This is a genomic window from Streptomyces sp. V4I2, from assembly GCF_030817655.1.
In the GTDB taxonomy this organism is placed as follows: Bacteria; Actinomycetota; Actinomycetes; order Streptomycetales; family Streptomycetaceae; genus Streptomyces; species Streptomyces plumbiresistens.
The window spans coordinates 3901971-3917369 of the sequence record NZ_JAUSZM010000003.1; the positions used below are offsets into that span (position 1 = coordinate 3901971).

Consider the following 15399-nt stretch of genomic DNA (forward strand, 5'->3'; position numbering starts at 1 on the left):
GACGAGGCCGCCGCGGGCAACGCCGTGGTGCGTCGGTCAGGGTGCGGCGGCGGACGGAAGACGGCGGCTGAGCAGGCCGGCCGCGCAGGAGAGCACCTCTTCGGGGGTGTGCTGGTGCAGGAGGCTTTCCAAGTGAGCCGCAAGGCGGCGGTGGCGTTCTTGCTGCCTGCACTCGACGTCCTGGGCCAGGCGTCGGCCGAGAAAGTCGCCGGGGCGCTGTCCGTTGGCCGCCGCGGCTCTGCGGACGGCCTTGGTGGCAGTACGGCCAAGGTCCACATTGAGCAGGAGGCGGCCGCAGCGGTCGGGGTAGTGGGTGGCGAGGACGTCGACGGGCAGCTGTCCGTCGAGCCGGCGCCGCATTCGGTGCAGGGCACTCCCCGGGCTCTTCGCGCGCTGCACGGTCATCAGCCGAGTACGGTCGGCGTTCTCGGCGAGCGCCACGCGCTGGCGGGCACGGTGCAGTTCGCGGAGGGAGGCGGGCCGGGTCAGAGTGACCTCGATGGCGTAGTGGCGCCTCATACCCGCGCCCCCCGACGCGGGTGATCCGCGGGCCCGCCCCGGCGTCTGAGCGTGGGCACCCGCGCGTGGATGTGGTCGCTGTGCAGGAGCGGGTCGAAGGGCTCCCACTCGGCCAGGGCCAGGTCGGCTGCGGTGGGAGTGGCGGCGTGCTGCGGGCAGCGCTGGGAGCGCCAGCGCAGCTGCTCCGTATAAGGCAGGTGGGCGAGGTTGTAGACGGCCATGGACTCAGCGGGCGGGGCCAGTTGGCCGGCGTGCGTGACGACGGGCATCAGGCTCCACTGGCCGCCGAGGGTCCTGGGCGCGAGCAGGGGGCTCGTGCACCGGTGCCGGCGGCGGGTCTGGGCGACGCACTGGATCTCCTCGACGGGGCGGGCGGCGAGGTAGCGGACGTACAGGATCTGCACGGTCGGACGGGCCGGGCGGCAGCCGGGCCCGTCCGGCGCCGAGGCGTCGGCAGGCTCGGCCGGTGACGGGGTGAAAGCGCCGGCGTCGATCAGGCGGCGAGTATTGACGGCCAGCATGCGCCGCAACTCGGCGAGTCCGGGTGCCGCCTGTGGGGCGGGCCGGGCAGGACACAGCACGGCGTGGGACAGGCGGCACCAAGGCGTGCCGTCCTGCGAGGGGTGGGCGACCCCCGAGCTGACGTGCCAGCGGCAGGCGGCAGGCACGGCGTTCGCGAGTACTTCGCCCGGGTGCAGGCGCACGGCACTGTGCCTGCCGCGCTGGTACCACTCGATCCGGTTGCCGCACTCGTGGCACCGGTCGTTCTGGCCGCAGCGCAGCAGTCGGCTGACGGCATCGGGCGCGACGCGCAGAGACCGGCGCGCGAGGGCATGAACCGGGCTACCGTCCCAGTGACTTTCAGAAGGAGGCGTGGAGCACATGAGGACGAAGCTGCCAGCCAACACGCCGCCTCAGCGGGACCTGCGCCGCAGGATCCCCCATGCGGCCCTCATCAGGGCGACACACGCACGAACCGGCGATCACGTTTTCGATGCGGGATCGCCGGTGCGGGTGATTTTCGTAGGCGGCGGACCGTCCGTTCAGCCGTCAGGAGCGCCGGGCAGGTCGTGTCCTTCGCACAGCGTGCGGAACAGGTCGTCGAAGGGAGCGCCGAGGGCGTGCGCCAGGGCGTGCCAGGTCTTGAGACTGCCGACAGTGCGGCCCTGCTCGATCTCGATGACAGTCCGCCTGGCCAGGCCGCTTCGGGCCGCGAGCTCGTCATAGCTCCACCCGCGCTCGGCCCGCAGACGCGCAAGCTTCAGACGCAGCGCGTTCAGGTCCGGCTCTGGCGGCAAGATCGTCACCCGACCATCCGACGGTGCAGACCCCTGCCCTGTCAGTGCAGACCTCTGCCCTATTTGCACAGGCGGGAACGGCGAGCGGCAGGGCAGAGGTCTGCACTACGGTGGGCGGCTGTCCCCGCCCGCCCCGGGCCGGGACAAGCACGAAGCAGCGGGAGGAGCAGCGCCCATGAGGCTGCGCACACCTTGTTCTGCGGCGACGCGCGCATGGACCGTGGAGCTGCGTTCCCAGCGGGGCAGCATCACCCTGGTCTGCCAGCACTGCCCGCATTCGGGCGGTCGGGTCGGGCCCGGGTCCGCCCGTGCGGCAGCCCTGGCCCACCTCGCACGGCACGCCCGTACCGGTCTGCTCGCCGCCCACCTTCGCATCTGCCAGTGCCACGAGCGGGGCTGCCGCTGGCACGCCCGCCACCGTGGCTGCGCCGGGCCCGTCCGGCTCCTGCTGGCCCGGGAGCGCGGAGGCCGCGTGTGGCGGCTGGCCGATGCCTGCACCGCCTGCGCGGCGGCTACGGAGCAGGCCGCCGTGGTGCCGGACACGATGCTCTTCCCGCGCCACCAGCCATGGCGTGCCGCCCGTCGGCGCCACCGTGCGGCCAAGGGGCCGGGCGACCGGGTTCGGGTGGCGGAGATGCTCAGTTACCTTGCCGCCGCGCTTCCGTGCGGTAGTTCCGGTGCAGCCAGGTTGATCGCCCTGCAGTGCGCGCTGCGCATGGACTCCCGCATGCAGGTCCGGCTGCCAGTAGGCGTACTGCGCGGTCTTCGCCTCAGCACTCCACGTCTGTGGCAGGAATTGGAGGAGGCGCGCTGGCTCCGTACGCTGCCTGGCAGCCCAGGCGAAGTAATCGCCGAGTTGATGGACTCGGCGTTGCTCAGCCAGTACCCCTCCCGGCCCGATCGGCACCGTGCCGCCGACTGGGCACTTCGCGCCGGACGCGCAGCGCGAACAGCCGGTGAAGGCCCCCACGTGCAACTGCTGAGCGTCTACACCAGTGCGCTCAGCGACCCGGCAACCGGCCAGGGGCAGGGGGAAATCGACCGGATGCAACGCGAGTGCGCGCTGGAGAAACACGACCTACTCACCGCGCTGGACCGACTCGTGGCGATCGGCTCATGCGCGTGGTGGCGCACGCACCCGGACACAGGTGACGTGCACTGGTGTTGCACCACTGAGGCCGCCATCGGGGATGCCTGCCCTAGCCCTGGTTGACGGCGCCGGCCACGGCGCCCCGTTCCGCACTGCTGCACCTGCCGGTGCGCCGTCCCGTCTCCTACGCCTTTTCGCCGACGCTGAGCATTTCGGTGACCGCTGGTTGCGGGCCACTTCTCCAGCCGTCTTCGACTGCTTTGAGGACTGCCGCCCGGGTATCCCTCGCCCATGCGTTCTGACTGGTGGCAAGGACGATTTCGTCTGCGCTGAGAATCTGGGCGGCTCGCACGAGTCTGGCGGCCGACTCCTGGGTGCCGTACTTCTTCCCTTTGAGGGTGTTGTTGGACTTGGCTTCGCCGACGATGATCCGCCCGTCGGCGACCAGACAGAGGTCAATCTCGATGGAATCGTCCGAGTCGGTGATTTCCAACTCGGGCGACCACAGCACGGAAGAGGCCTTCTGCCGCAGCTGGTCAGCGGCAAGCAGCGGGACGTCGCCATTGCTACGCAGCAGGTTGCGGACGACCTGATCGATCGCGTAGTACCAATGCGGCTCGGCATCCTTCGCGTACCACCGGCCTCTCGTGACACCACTGGTGTGCCCGCAAGCTTCGCAGTCGAAGGTGGATCCGACCAGCTCGATGCGGTAGAAGGCCTCGAAGTGGCAGCGGGCGCAGTTGAGCAGCAGACCGCGGCGCACCACATTCACGTCCAAGAGCCGGTCCGCAAGGTCACGGGCCTCGAAGATGTCGATGTCCAGTGTTGTCCTGATGTCCTCGAGGGCGACGTAGCCGTCACCCCGGACCGCATAGCCGACGCCATAGTCACCGTCACGTTTGGTTTTGGGGGGCAGGAAGGAATTGAGCACTGTGCGAACCGGACCGGTCAGGTCGGCCGCGAGTGCCTCGGGAGATCCCCACATCTCCGCCGCGATAGCGGCGCGGCGTCCCGCGTCCGAGCGCTCCACCGTGGCACCGCGTGCGCGGGCCAGTTCCTCGAACACCTTGTCCGCCGACGGAAAGTGCAGCAGGGGGCGGGCATACCGGGCGTCGGGAGTCGCGAAGCCCATGTTCGCGGAGATGAACGTGACCGACTGCCGACCTGCGCGCACAACAGCGTCGGGCAAGCCCCCTGTTTCCTGAGTCAGGCACGAACTGCTCAGGGCGGTACGGGCGGGGAGCGTGTGACGCGACAGCCAGACATCGACGTACCAGTGCAGCTCTGGCCCGATATGCGTGGCTGCTTCGGCTTCGGGCAGCTGAAGCGGGGCCAGGATCGAAACGCCGTCGGCCTCCTGGCCCGTGGGCGCGCTCTGGCGAAGCTGATAGGAGACGGGGTCCGCCAGCAGCGACATCGCATCGTGTTCGGCAACGGCGGAAGGGCTGACCGCTTGGGCCTTGCGGATCTCCAAGGGCACAGGCGAGCCATCATCGACCTGCATGGTCATCCCTGCAAAGGGTCGGTTGAGGTCGTCGGCCAGTGCCTCCAGTACTTCGTGAGGCTCACTGACGCTTGTCACCAGCACCGGGAGATCGTCGTCATCGTGGAGCGTCTGGAGGGTATGGAGAGCGTTCTTGATCACTCCCCGGTAGGGGCCATCATCTGCCAGCATGCGGGTCGGGATCCAGGCGCCATGCCCGTACTGGCGATCACACAGCATCGCCAGAGCGTGATCCTCGGCGGTCTCTCCGACCACGCACACCGCGGGGCCTGGAGGATAGGAGGACAGCCGCGTCGTCCAACGCCCGGTGTGCGCGAAGGGCGTGGCCGCCATGAACTCGTCGGCGGTCAGCTCCTGCGGCGAGTCCCCGTTGGCCACCGTGCGGAAGCGGCTGCCGAGATCCCATCCGATTGCTCGCGGCTTGCCGGTGATGGCCAGGTGGATCAGTGCGGGCAGGTCCTCGTCCTCAACCGGCAACTCCATGATGTTCTCGTCCGGCCGGGCTGCCGCGTCGGCCGAGCCGAGCCGTGTCTCCACCATCAGTGCGATCGCCGGATCCACACGGGACAGATCGAGTGTGAACATCTGGTCGTCCGGGGGCACGGACACGGTCGCCAAGCTGCCGCGGGAGTCGTGCTCCTGGCCCAGATTGCGGACGTTGTGCGCCTCGAAGCGCTGCTTGTTCTGGCGAACCCCCTTGAACGGGGAACACCAGCCGTCCAGTTGACCAGCCAGTCCCTCCCAGCGCGGCATCTGAAGCGACAGGGAACTCAGGCGGTTCCAGGTGGTGTCACTGCTCTCGTCAGGGGTTGCGTACTGGGCGACCATCCGGTCACGCACCGTGGGATCCATACGTGCCGCATCCGCCAGCGTCGGCACCAAGCCAGCTACATGGTCGGGGTCGTAGTTCCTGAGTGAGGGCAGCAGGCCGCTGTGAGTGGTGGCCTGTTCCGTCTCGCCGGACACGGGCAGGATCACCGCTCCCGAGCCGCCCCACACCCTCGACACCTGCGTCACAGCACAGCGCGCCATGTATACCCAGTCCGCCATGGGCCGGTACGCCAAGGCGAAACGGGGAGCACGCAACCGGGCCCCGACGGGTCGGTATTCCAGCTGCTTCATCAGGGTCATGGCATCCCATTGTGCGCGAGGGCGTACTGATTTCTCAGCGACGTTGCCGAGGACCCCGTGAGCGCAGGGGCGTGACAACGGCTGAGGCATCCTTGTCGAGCTGCTGCCGTAGGGCTTCGTTGTCGTGGAAGAGAGCCGCGATGGCGGTGTGGGCGGCCTTGAGCTTTGTCTCCAGAAGTGTGCACTCCTGAGTCTTCTTGGTCAGTCGCTTCTTGAGGTCGGCGATGGTTGCATCGCGCTTGGCCTCACCAGGAGTGGTCTTGCCGTGGGCAGCAAGGTGAGCGTCCCATTCAGCCAGAATCGCGTGAGCCCGGTTCATGGTCGCTCTACTGACCTGGGCTTCTTTATAGAGGTTCTCTTTCGTGAGGCGGCCGTCGGTCCGCTGCGGGCGCCCTTCGAAGAGGCGGGTCATCGCGGCTCGCAGCGCGGCGGCGGTTTTGGGACTGACCTGATCTTTGAGGTCACCGTCGGCGGGGCCGGTCACTGGGAGCCACCCGCCATCTTGAGCACGTTGCGGGTGATGTCGAGTTCACGTTCGGCGAGGTCGCGACGGCAGGCCGGCATGGAGGGGTTGTTGACGAGCTGGAGCTGCGTGCGCTGGTGAGAGTCGTAGATCGGCAGGTGCTCGGGGCCGATCATGCTGTTCGCGCACCGATCAGGTCGGCAGCGCTCGTCAAGGGGACCGACGTGACCGTCTGGGACGATCGCGTTCTCGAGGCAGACGGCACCGACGGGATTGGTCTGGTCGGCGGTGCAGTTGTTGAGCATGCCGAACCGGATGTGGATCCTGGTCGTTCGCAGCAGAGTGTCGGCGGTGCGGGCGTCCCCGTTGCGGGCCTTGACGGTGGCGTCGATCTGGTCGAAGGCGTCCTTGACGCGCTCCGCGCCGGGCCCGAATCCGATCTCCTCGCCTGCAGTGTGGCGCTCGTAGAGGTCTTTGATCTTGCGGAACTTGACGTTGTCGAGGGCGTCGCCAAGGTATTTCGCCCAGTCAGAGTCGGAGGCGGCATAGCTGCGGGTGGTGGCGTTGGCGAGGGCCCGCTTGGCGAGGTGCTTGAGCTGGATGCCGGTGGCGATCTCGGAGTTGGGGAACTGGTCGGTAAGCATCGCCATCGTTTTGCGGAACATGTGCGGGCGAATGTAGGTGGTGGGGATCTCGTCCAGCCCGGTCCAGGCCCGGTTCTTGTTCACGAACGTCACGAATGCCTCCAGCATGTCGGCGCCGTCGACGGCGCCGTCCTGCTTAGTGGCATGGATGGGAGCGAAGATGCGTTCGGGATGTGTGGAGACGGCCTCGGCGACGCCGAGGGCCTCAACGAGAGGCTCAGCGATCCACCAGTGCTTGCCGGGACGGTTGGGGGTGCCCTTGATCTTCGTGGAGGCGACGGCGGGGGTGCTGTAGTGCTCGACGACGGGGTCGCGCAGGATTTCGTGGATCTCTGAGTCACGCATCATGGACAGGCCCACGACCAGTGTGAATGCCGCACCTCGAAGGGCAGTTTTCAGTTCGAAGAGCGCCCTCGCGTCGATGCCGGGATGCCATGGACCTGTGCTGCCGTCCGACCGCGCAACCTGTACGAGTTCTCCGCTCAATGCGTGCGTGGTGTGTCGGCCCTCAGCCACCTCATTCAGGATCAAGGCGCGTCGCCGTTTCCTCAACGGGTTGATGTAGTCGGAGAACGCCGAGTCGTTGGCCTTGTCATAGCCGAGAAGGACTGTCAGCAGCTTCCAGTTGACGTTCGCAGGCTCATCGTCGCTGGATGGGACGTGAACGGGGATTTCGTTGCGGGGGTCAGCAAGCCATTCCTTGAGACGTGCGTCGATGCCAGCCAGGGACGGACGGGCGGACGCGGTGAGGTCGCGGAGGCGGCGGTCGGCTCGTAGGACGTCAGGGGCGAAGTCGTGGATGTAGGCCCAGGCCGCGCGGATCAGCGGGAACCAGGTCTTCGGCGGGACAGCAGGAGTGGCGAGGTCCTTGCTGGTGCTGGCCTTGGCGACGCTGCGGGCACTCTGGCCTGGCCACGGATCCCCGCTCGGCCAGGGCAGGCTGAGCGCGGGCTCTGCTGCCGCCAGGTTCTTCAACGTGGTCACATGACTTCTGACTGTTTCCGGGGACCTGCCGTCCGCGGCCAGGTCGACGATGTGCTGCCGCAGATCCTCGACCGTCCATGCGTCAGGGAAGACCGGCAGTCCCTGCTTGCCGCCCCAACGAGCCACGGCCCGCAGGCGCGAGGCGATATGGGTCAACGTGCGAGGGTCGCCCGAGCCGCCAAGGACGACACCGCTCTTGAGGACCGCAGGATGACGCTGGTTGAAGGTGAACATCATGAACTCGCGCGTCAGCAGGTTCCAGTACGGATCTTCCAGCTCCAGGCTGAAGGCAAATCTCCACTCGCTGGCGTTGACGTTGGCTGGTCGCTTGAGAACCCCGTTGAAGTTCCACATGTCGCGGTCGCCGAACCTTGGGATGTAGGCGCCGGGCTCACGGGCCTCGGGCAGCAGAGCCCGCCCTCGGACAACCGGCTCGTCGTCACGGAACAGCGACGGACGCCGCTGCTGGGGCAAGGGAAGGATCATGCGTCGAACTCACTGTTTGCGGCGAGCGGCAGGTTAAGGACGGCCTGGCCAGCGTCGATGTGCTTGCGGGCCTGATCCCGTTCCTCCGGCGTGCGGTCCTCCAGGACGGCGTCGAGGTTCACCCAGCTCTGCCCCCAGAGTCGCGCGAATACGAGCGGCGCCAGAATGGTGCGGAGGCGTTCCAAGTGCGCTTTGAAGAGCAGGAGTTGAGGTAGGTTGGTCGGCAAGATCCAGGCGTTGCGGCATTCCAGGCAGCGTAGTGGCGCGACGGCGCAGAGTTCTCCAGGGCGGCTGTAGGGCCCCTGATAGGGGTTCTTGCAGTGGGAGACGCCCATGTCGAGTTGGCCGGTCATGATGTCCTCGGCCTCCTGGGCGGACAGGCCCGACTCCTCCAGCAGACCTTGGTCGACATCCTCAGGGGCGCCGGAGATGACGGTGGGGCCGTCGACGCGGGCGAGAGCTTGATCGAACCAGTGCTGCTGAGCTGTGGCGATCGTCCGACCGGACATGATCCGCAAGGTGGTGCCTTGCGCATAGTGGGTGGCGAAGGTGTCCTCGGTGTGGTCGTCCGCGGCAGCGCTGATACGCCCTTCGGTCACGATGGCCTTCTCGACCTTGACCGATTTGCGCATGCGGCCGATGTGGTGGTCGCTCTTGATCTTGACGCCCATCATCTCCAGCCAGGCACTGAACGATGACGCTGAGACGTTGGGGGTCCAGCGACGGAACACCGAGGTGAAGTTCCCGGGGACAGCGGCGCTGACGAAGAGCGTGTCCGTGACGTGCGGGGCCTTGGCACGGACCCGGGCCGTGAGGTCCAGGAGCTGGCGGACCACTTCGCTGGCCTCACGCCGCGGCCAATCCATGGTCAGTTGACCGTCGTCATCCGGGTTCGGTTCAGCAGGCGTGAGTTGGTCCCGAAAGGCCCGGTGCCGCTGCAGTCCGCCACGGTTCTTGAGGAGGGTCAGCCGGACGCCTTTGGGGAGGAACTCCACCTCCGCCTCACCGAAGCTGGCGACTTCCTCGGAGGTGTAGCCGGTGGCGTCCATGAGCAGGACACGGTAGGCGTGCAGGTCGAGGGTGGTGGGATACAACCTCGCGATCAGCTTGCGACAGAGCTGGAGCCGGGCCACGTGGGAAACCGGGACACGGCCTGGCCCGGCTGTGAACTCCTGCAGTTCCACCGGCCACTGGCGGGATGGAGGCAGGATCCGACGAATGTCATCGGTGGTGATCTGCTCGTGGGCCAGGCCCCAGAGCAGATCGGGGACGCTCACCCAGCTGCCCTGGTCGGGGTGACGCCCTTGCTCCGCCAGGGCCCAGCCCTCGTTGAGGCGCTTGCGGGTGGCATGCGCGCTTCGCCATGCGGCGCGGACCAGGGCTTTCTTCTCCTGTCGTTCGAACTCGTCCCGTTCCGTCTTCTCGCCACTGCCCAGTAGAACGCGGCTGTGGGCCAGCCGGGCGAGTTCCGGAGCGAGCGGCCGGTCGGGGTGGTCATCCCGGCGAGTGAGCAGAACGCGCAGGGCTGCTGCCATCAGGTTGGGCCGTGTCGAGCTCTCTGCGTAACCTTCGGGCAAGGCCAGCTCCCAGGCGACCAGCGTATCGAAGAGATCTCCGCTGGCCAGGCTCACTCCCGCCACTTCAGGGCCGAGCTCCTTGTCCACGTACTCGCAGAGCTGGATGATGGCCTGCCGGTAGACCTTCGCGTGGGTCGTAATTTTGGTGGCGGCCACGTACTCGATCCATTCATCCGCCAACTGCATGGCCAGCAGTGAACACTGGTAGTCGGACGGATCCACGGCGAACAGATGCCCGGGAACACTGACGACCCTGGGGCCGGTGCCGCCTGCCGGCACGGGCGCAGCCAGGGCTGCCAGCAACCGTTCACGTTCCTGGCGAGTCTGGCCCTTGCGGCGTGTCGTTGCCATCAGCGGCCGCCCGTCGTGCCGCTGATCGCGTGGGATGCGATGTCGGCATAGGACGCCTCGTCGTCGCCGATCCAGCTAGAGAACGCGGCCTCGAACTCGTTGATCAGGTCGTCCGTGTACTGGAGGTACTCGTAGGTCGTTTCTGGATTCGCATGGCCGAGTCTTCGGCTGACGATCAGCAGCGGGTTGTGGCGGATGTGCCCAGTCAAGTAAGAGCGGTGCCGACGACGACGGGCCCGCAGGTCCGGCTCCTCGCCGTCCATCATGTTCTCCAGATAGGTCAAAAGCCGCAGGGCGTAGGTGTGTCTCAGGTCGTGCCATCGCCAGCGCCGGCGCGGCAGCAGCGGCGTGGTGCGGTCAGCGAGGGTTGTCATGCGTGTCCAGGCCCGGTGTCGGTAGCTCTTCCAGGCGTCCGCTCCCGGCATCAGACCCCCGCGGCAGACGAACAAAGTCAGGGCTTCCAGGCCGAACTCGCCCTCGAAGACTGTGATCCGCCGCAGCTTGGCGTCCATCGCCGACATCTCGTACTCACGGACGACGCCGTCGAGAATGCCCCGCACCCGACCGCCAGCCACGTCGACCTCGCCCACCACGAACAGGTCGCGGGCCTTGCGCTCCAGGCTCCGGGCGGCCCGGCGGACGATCTCGGGTCGCTCAAGCATGCAGAAGAGGTCAGCGGACGCCACCGCATCCTCGGGGACATAGGCCGTGCGGGGCTTGCCGTACTTCGCGCATGCCTGGACCAGGAACTCCGCTCCTCCGCCCGGCATCCCAGGCCACAGACCGATCTCAGGCAACAGCACCGTCGCCCACTCCCGCCATCGCGTGCCCGACCCCAGGGCGATATCGGCGCCCGCTCGGTCGCGTAGCGGGGACCACCCTCGGAAGGTGGGATTCAACTGGGAGTCGGGTAGTTGCCCACCCAGTCCGACATCTCGGAAGTACCGGTACTGCTCGAACGTCAGGTGCCGGATGTCCATGCCTGACCGGACCCGTGGCGCCAGTGCGTTGCGCCCCCGGGCAGCCACCCTCGCCGGACGGCGCGTCAAGATCTTTCGGTCGACGAGGAAGCCGTAGAAGTCGTCCAGGACGAACGACTCGCGGCTCCAGACCGATGCGCCGACCGGCTTCTTCTGCCATTGCGTCCGATGGTCGCGGTACGAAACGAGATCGGACTCGGACGCCGACAGGACATCGCTGCCCAGTTCGGCAAGATGATCGTCAGTCCGACCGATCACCCGCCCGTAGTCCTTGAGCGTGGCCTCGTCCAGCAGAGCCGTCGACAGGTACCTGCCGAACTCGCACAGCGGCGGGACCGGCATCTGTGTCTCCTCGTCGAGGTACACCGGCGTACCGTCGAGGACACCGCGCCGCTTCAACAGAGCGGCCACCTTCTCTGCGGAGATCACGTCTGTGTCCAGGTACTTATCCAGCAACCCGGACTGCACAAAGGAAAGATCCACACTCGCCCCTCCGCAGGAGCCGGACCGGAGGGGCACTCCCGTCTGCTCACCTGTCTCGTACCGCCACAACGAATCGAGACTGAACCACACATCTCATGAGACAGATTTGAACAGCGGAAAGAAGAAGTGGGTCAGCACGACCAGCGGGATCCTGGTGATGCCGAGCGTGCGCAGGCAGTGGTCGACGAGCGCCGGATCGGGCCCCGCGTCCACGATCACACCCGTGCCCTCGCCCGCCGCGAGCACCGTCGCGTCGCCCTGCCCCACGTCGCACATCGCCATCCGCCATCCCGGTGGCGGCCAGCCCGTGATCACCCTGGTCAGCGGCGGCGGCTGCACGACCGCCAGCAGAGCCAGCAGCCCGCAGGCAGTGCACAACCAGGGATGTCCCAGCAGCCGCCGACCGACGAGCAGGACGACCACGCTGACGAGAAGAAGCAGCGCCGCCCCGGCCCAGGTGTCCGGCCAGTCCACGCCCCCACCGGGCAGCGACGCCCCGGTACGCGCGATCTCAGCGATCCACTCGGCGGGCCAACTCGCGCACCACGCCAGCCCCTTCGCTACCGGCATCACCACGGGTGCCGTCGCAAGCGCCGCGAAGCCCAGCACCGTGGCCGGTGCCACGGCGAACTCCACAAGGAGGTTGCACGGCACCGCCACCAGACTCACCCGCGCCGACAGCACCGCGACGACCGGCGCGCACAAGGCCTGTGCGGCAGCCGCGGCCGCCAGCGCCTCGGCCAGTCGCGGCGGAACCCGGCGCCGTCGCAGCGCGAGGCTCCAGCGCGGCGCCAGCGTCAACAGGGCACCGGTCGCCAGGACGGAGAGCAGGAAGCCGTAACTCCTGGCCAGCCACGGGTCGTACAGCACCAGCAGCAGAACGGCCGTCGCCAGCGCAGGGATCAGCGACCTTCGCCGCCCGGTCGCGAGCGCGAGCAGCGCGACGGCTCCACAGGCCGCGGCCCGCAGCACACTCGGGTCCGGCCGGCACACGACGACGAACGCAAGGGTGAGCACCCCGCCGAGCAGCGCGGTCGTCCGGAGCGAGATGCCCAGGCGGGGCGCGAGTCCGCGGCGTTCTGCGAGCTGGGCCAGCCCGGGCGGGCCGATGAGCAGGGCGAGGATGATCGTGAGGTTGCTCCCGGACACGGCCAGGGTGTGCGCGAGGTCGGTCTCCTTGAAGGCCTCGTCCAGTTCCGGAGTGATCCGTGCGGTGTCCCCGACGACCAGCCCGGGCAGCAGGGCCCGCGCGTCCGCCGACAGCCCGTCGGTGGCTTCCCGCAGCCCCGCGCGCAGCCGGCCCGCGAACCGCTGCGCCGCCGACGGCTCCTCCACCACCTCCGGCGTGGCCCGACCCCGCACCCGCAGCACGGCCGCGAACCGGTCGCCGCTCACTGCGGCGGGCGCCACCCGCGCGGTCACCCGCAGCCGCGTGGACGGCAACACCCCTAGCCAGGGCGACCGGCCCGGCCCGTCCGGGGAAGCCTGCGCCCCCTCGCCATCGGGCCGCGATCCGGCCGACGTGCTGTCGAGCGACTCCCCGGAGAGGCGCGACCCCGACGCCCCGACGACAGCTCGGCCGGAGCGCGAACCGACGTCGACGATCAGCAACACCGGCGTACGTGTCGCCACCGGCGCCCCGCGCACCGCCTCCACGCGCCGCACCTCGGCGTTGATCAGTACGGAGACCGGCGCCGCGTGGTTCCCCCTGATCCGGGGCCGGGTGAGCCGCGGATCCGAGGTCACCTCGACCTCGGCGGTCACGGTCGCGTACTCCCGTGCCAACTCAGGCACCGGCCCCCGCCGCAGATCGGCCCCATGAAGCCCGGCCGACACGGCGGCCGCCCCGACACACAACAGCACGGCGGCAGCGGAGGCCCGCGGCCAGGTGACGCGCACGGTCCGGACACGCGCCCACAAGGACACGAGGAGTACACCTGCCACGACGAGACACACCACCGCAAGGCCGGTGACCCACCGCGGTGAGGCGTCCAGCATCAGCGCGGCCGTCGCCCAGGCCGCGAGCGCGGGCGGCACGAGACGTAGATCCGTCGGTCCTTCCTGCCGGGGGTGGGGGTCACCGAGCGGTCTGCCGGAGGCCTCGTGAACGGCGAGGGGGGAGCTGGGGCCGGGATCGGGATCGGGATCGGGATCGGGGCCAGGGTCGGGGTCGGGGCTGGGGTCGAGATCGGAGCCTAGGCCGAGATCAGAGCCAGGATCGGGATTGGAGATAAGGCCGAGGTCGGAGCCAGGGCCGAGGTCGGCGCCAGAGCCGACGTCGGAGCCAGAGCCGACGTCGGAGCCAGGGCCGAGGGTGTCGTCCTCGGGCGGCTCATCGGGCGTGTGCTTCATGGCCGTACGAGATTCCGCAGGTCGGCGAAGCGGCGGTCGCCGATGCCGTTGACCTCACGCAGTTCGTCCACGGAGCGGAAGCCGCCGTGCTGGGAGCGGTAGTCGACGATGTGCTGCGCCAGCACGGGGCCGACGCCCGGCAGCGTGTCAAGCTGGTCGACGGTGGCCGTGTTGAGGGAGACAGGAGCAGCCGGTGCCGCTCCCGCCACCGAGCCGGCCGGGCCGCCGCCCAGGCCCGTGCCCCCCGTACTGACCGAGCCCGGCACCGTGGCGCCGGCAGGGCCGCCGACGATCACCTGTTCTCCGTCCACGAGGAACCGGGCGCGGTTGAGACCGTCAGTGTTCGTACCGGGCCGCACCCCACCGGCCGCGCGCAACGCGTCGGCGACCCGCGAACCGGCGGGCAGGCGATGGATTCCCGGCTCACGAACCTTGCCGCTGACGTCCACGACGATCTCGACCCCGGCCGTCCCCACGGCGTTCGGCGCCCCGGCCGAGGCAGCCGGTGGCTCCGCAGGCTCGCCGCTCTGCTGTCCCTCCTCGTACGGAGCGGCCGCGCGCACCACCTCGGGCGCTCGAACGGCCTCGGTGCGGCCCGCCCAGAAGTGCTGCACGGCGAAAACCGCGGCGACGACGAGCACCACGGAGAGCGCGAGGACGCTCCGCCGCTCCAGTCCACACCTCGTTTGCACCCACAGAGGCATCCGCTCCCGCAGAGCAAGCCCGGCCCACCCCCGCCGCCGCCCGACCGAACCGAGTCCCACCTCGAGGCCCGTCACGCCGGTCCTGACTGTCTCCCCCGACCCAACCAGCCCCTCCGACCCAGCCGATCCGACCGACCCGACGAACTCGGCCCTCTCAGCCGACCCGACCCCGACCGGCCCGACTGACGCAGCAATCCCGACCAGCCCGTCCGACCCGACCGACCCGACCGACCCGACCGACCCAAGAGACTCGCCCCTCCGAGCCGACCCGCCCCCGACCAGCCCCTCCGACCCAGCCGACCCGACCGACTCGCCGCTCCCAGCCGACCCGACCCCGACTGATCCAACTGATCCAACTGCCCCGACTGACCCAGCAACCCCGACCAGCCCCATCGGCCCAACCGGCCGGACCGACCCAACCGGCCGGACCGACCCACCCAGCCCACCGGTCAAGCCAACGTCCGCATCCTCCGCGCCCCCGGAACCCGCGGACCCCAGGCGGTCCGGCTCAGCCTTGACTCCCACAGCCGTAACAACACGCGATGCCACACGACCGCCGAGGCCCTCACCGTCAACCCGACCGACAACCACACCGGCACCCGACGCATCCGGGCTCGCCCCCACACGCCCGTCGCCGCCCTCCGCAGTCCCCGCTCGCCCGTCGCCGCCCTCCGAAGCCCGCGCTCCCCCGCCCGGCGGCCCCTTCCCCGACTCCCGCCACTCTCCCGCGCGTTCGGCGAACAACGCCTCCGCCCGTCGCCGGAGTTCGTCCGCGGAGGCGTGCCGGGCACGGCCATGGGTGGGGCGCCGGCGATGGCGGGTGCGCCCGTCGG

At 69.0% G+C, this 15399-nt stretch carries 11 protein-coding genes; 1 reads left to right on the forward strand and 10 read right to left on the reverse strand.

Annotated features, from left to right (window positions below):
- Positions 1–36: 36 nt before the first annotated feature.
- The 3 genes from QFZ76_RS18575 to QFZ76_RS18585 form a co-directional block, all read right to left on the reverse strand.
- Positions 37–519: a hypothetical protein gene (locus QFZ76_RS18575; protein WP_307674793.1), complete on the reverse strand. Its 483-nt coding sequence runs from the start codon at positions 517–519 to the stop codon at positions 37–39.
- Complete coding sequence (locus QFZ76_RS18580; protein WP_307674794.1) at positions 516–1403, reverse strand: DUF6083 domain-containing protein; 888 nt, start codon at positions 1401–1403, stop codon at positions 516–518. The genes QFZ76_RS18575 and QFZ76_RS18580 overlap by 4 nt, the downstream gene beginning before the upstream one ends.
- Before the next feature lie 159 nt (positions 1404–1562).
- Positions 1563–1826, reverse strand: coding sequence for a helix-turn-helix transcriptional regulator (locus QFZ76_RS18585; RefSeq protein ID WP_307674795.1), 264 nt, complete (start codon positions 1824–1826; stop codon positions 1563–1565).
- Positions 1827–1992: 166 nt separating this feature from the next.
- On the opposite strand from QFZ76_RS18585, the gene QFZ76_RS18590 reads away from it, so the two are divergent.
- Complete coding sequence (locus QFZ76_RS18590; protein WP_307674796.1) at positions 1993–3030, forward strand: hypothetical protein; 1038 nt, start codon at positions 1993–1995, stop codon at positions 3028–3030.
- A 61-nt stretch (positions 3031–3091) separates the two neighbouring features.
- Here the strand turns inward: QFZ76_RS18590 and QFZ76_RS18595 are convergent, their stop codons facing one another.
- From QFZ76_RS18595 to QFZ76_RS18625, 7 genes are all read right to left on the reverse strand, one after another.
- Positions 3092–5542: a hypothetical protein gene (locus tag QFZ76_RS18595; protein WP_307674797.1), complete on the reverse strand. Its 2451-nt coding sequence runs from the start codon at positions 5540–5542 to the stop codon at positions 3092–3094.
- Positions 5543–5576: 34 nt separating this feature from the next.
- Complete coding sequence (locus tag QFZ76_RS18600; RefSeq protein ID WP_307674798.1) at positions 5577–6026, reverse strand: hypothetical protein; 450 nt, start codon at positions 6024–6026, stop codon at positions 5577–5579.
- Entirely contained in the window at positions 6023–8107 is a 2085-nt protein-coding gene (locus tag QFZ76_RS18605; RefSeq protein WP_307674799.1) for an integrase, read from the reverse strand. Before QFZ76_RS18605 ends, QFZ76_RS18600 begins: the two co-directional genes overlap by 4 nt.
- An 8-nt stretch (positions 8108–8115) precedes the next feature.
- Positions 8116–10047: a hypothetical protein gene (locus QFZ76_RS18610; protein WP_307674800.1), complete on the reverse strand. Its 1932-nt coding sequence runs from the start codon at positions 10045–10047 to the stop codon at positions 8116–8118.
- The gene (locus tag QFZ76_RS18615) at positions 10047–11456 is read right to left on the reverse strand and encodes a hypothetical protein (protein WP_307674801.1); all 1410 of its coding nucleotides are present in this window, start codon (positions 11454–11456) and stop codon (positions 10047–10049) included. Before QFZ76_RS18615 ends, QFZ76_RS18610 begins: the two co-directional genes overlap by 1 nt.
- A 147-nt stretch (positions 11457–11603) precedes the next feature.
- On the reverse strand, positions 11604–13862 hold the full coding sequence (locus QFZ76_RS18620) for a ComEC/Rec2 family competence protein (RefSeq protein ID WP_373464316.1): 2259 nt from the start codon (positions 13860–13862) through the stop codon (positions 11604–11606).
- Complete coding sequence (locus QFZ76_RS18625) at positions 13859–14761, reverse strand: helix-hairpin-helix domain-containing protein (protein ID WP_373464522.1); 903 nt, start codon at positions 14759–14761, stop codon at positions 13859–13861. The genes QFZ76_RS18620 and QFZ76_RS18625 overlap by 4 nt, the downstream gene beginning before the upstream one ends.
- Positions 14762–15399: the final 638 nt, after the last annotated feature.

Coding starts and splice junctions, on each gene's coding strand:
- QFZ76_RS18590 (WP_307674796.1), top strand. CDS start 1,993: ATGAGGCTGCGCACACCTTGTTCTGCGGCGACGCGCGCATGGACCGTG.
- QFZ76_RS18580 (WP_307674794.1), bottom strand. CDS start 1,403: ATGTGCTCCACGCCTCCTTCTGAAAGTCACTGGGACGGTAGCCCGGTT.
- QFZ76_RS18575 (WP_307674793.1), bottom strand. CDS start 519: ATGAGGCGCCACTACGCCATCGAGGTCACTCTGACCCGGCCCGCCTCC.
- QFZ76_RS18595 (WP_307674797.1), bottom strand. CDS start 5,542: ATGACCCTGATGAAGCAGCTGGAATACCGACCCGTCGGGGCCCGGTTG.
- QFZ76_RS18620 (WP_373464316.1), bottom strand. CDS start 13,862: ATGAAGCACACGCCCGATGAGCCGCCCGAGGACGACACCCTCGGCCCT.
- QFZ76_RS18610 (WP_307674800.1), bottom strand. CDS start 10,047: ATGGCAACGACACGCCGCAAGGGCCAGACTCGCCAGGAACGTGAACGG.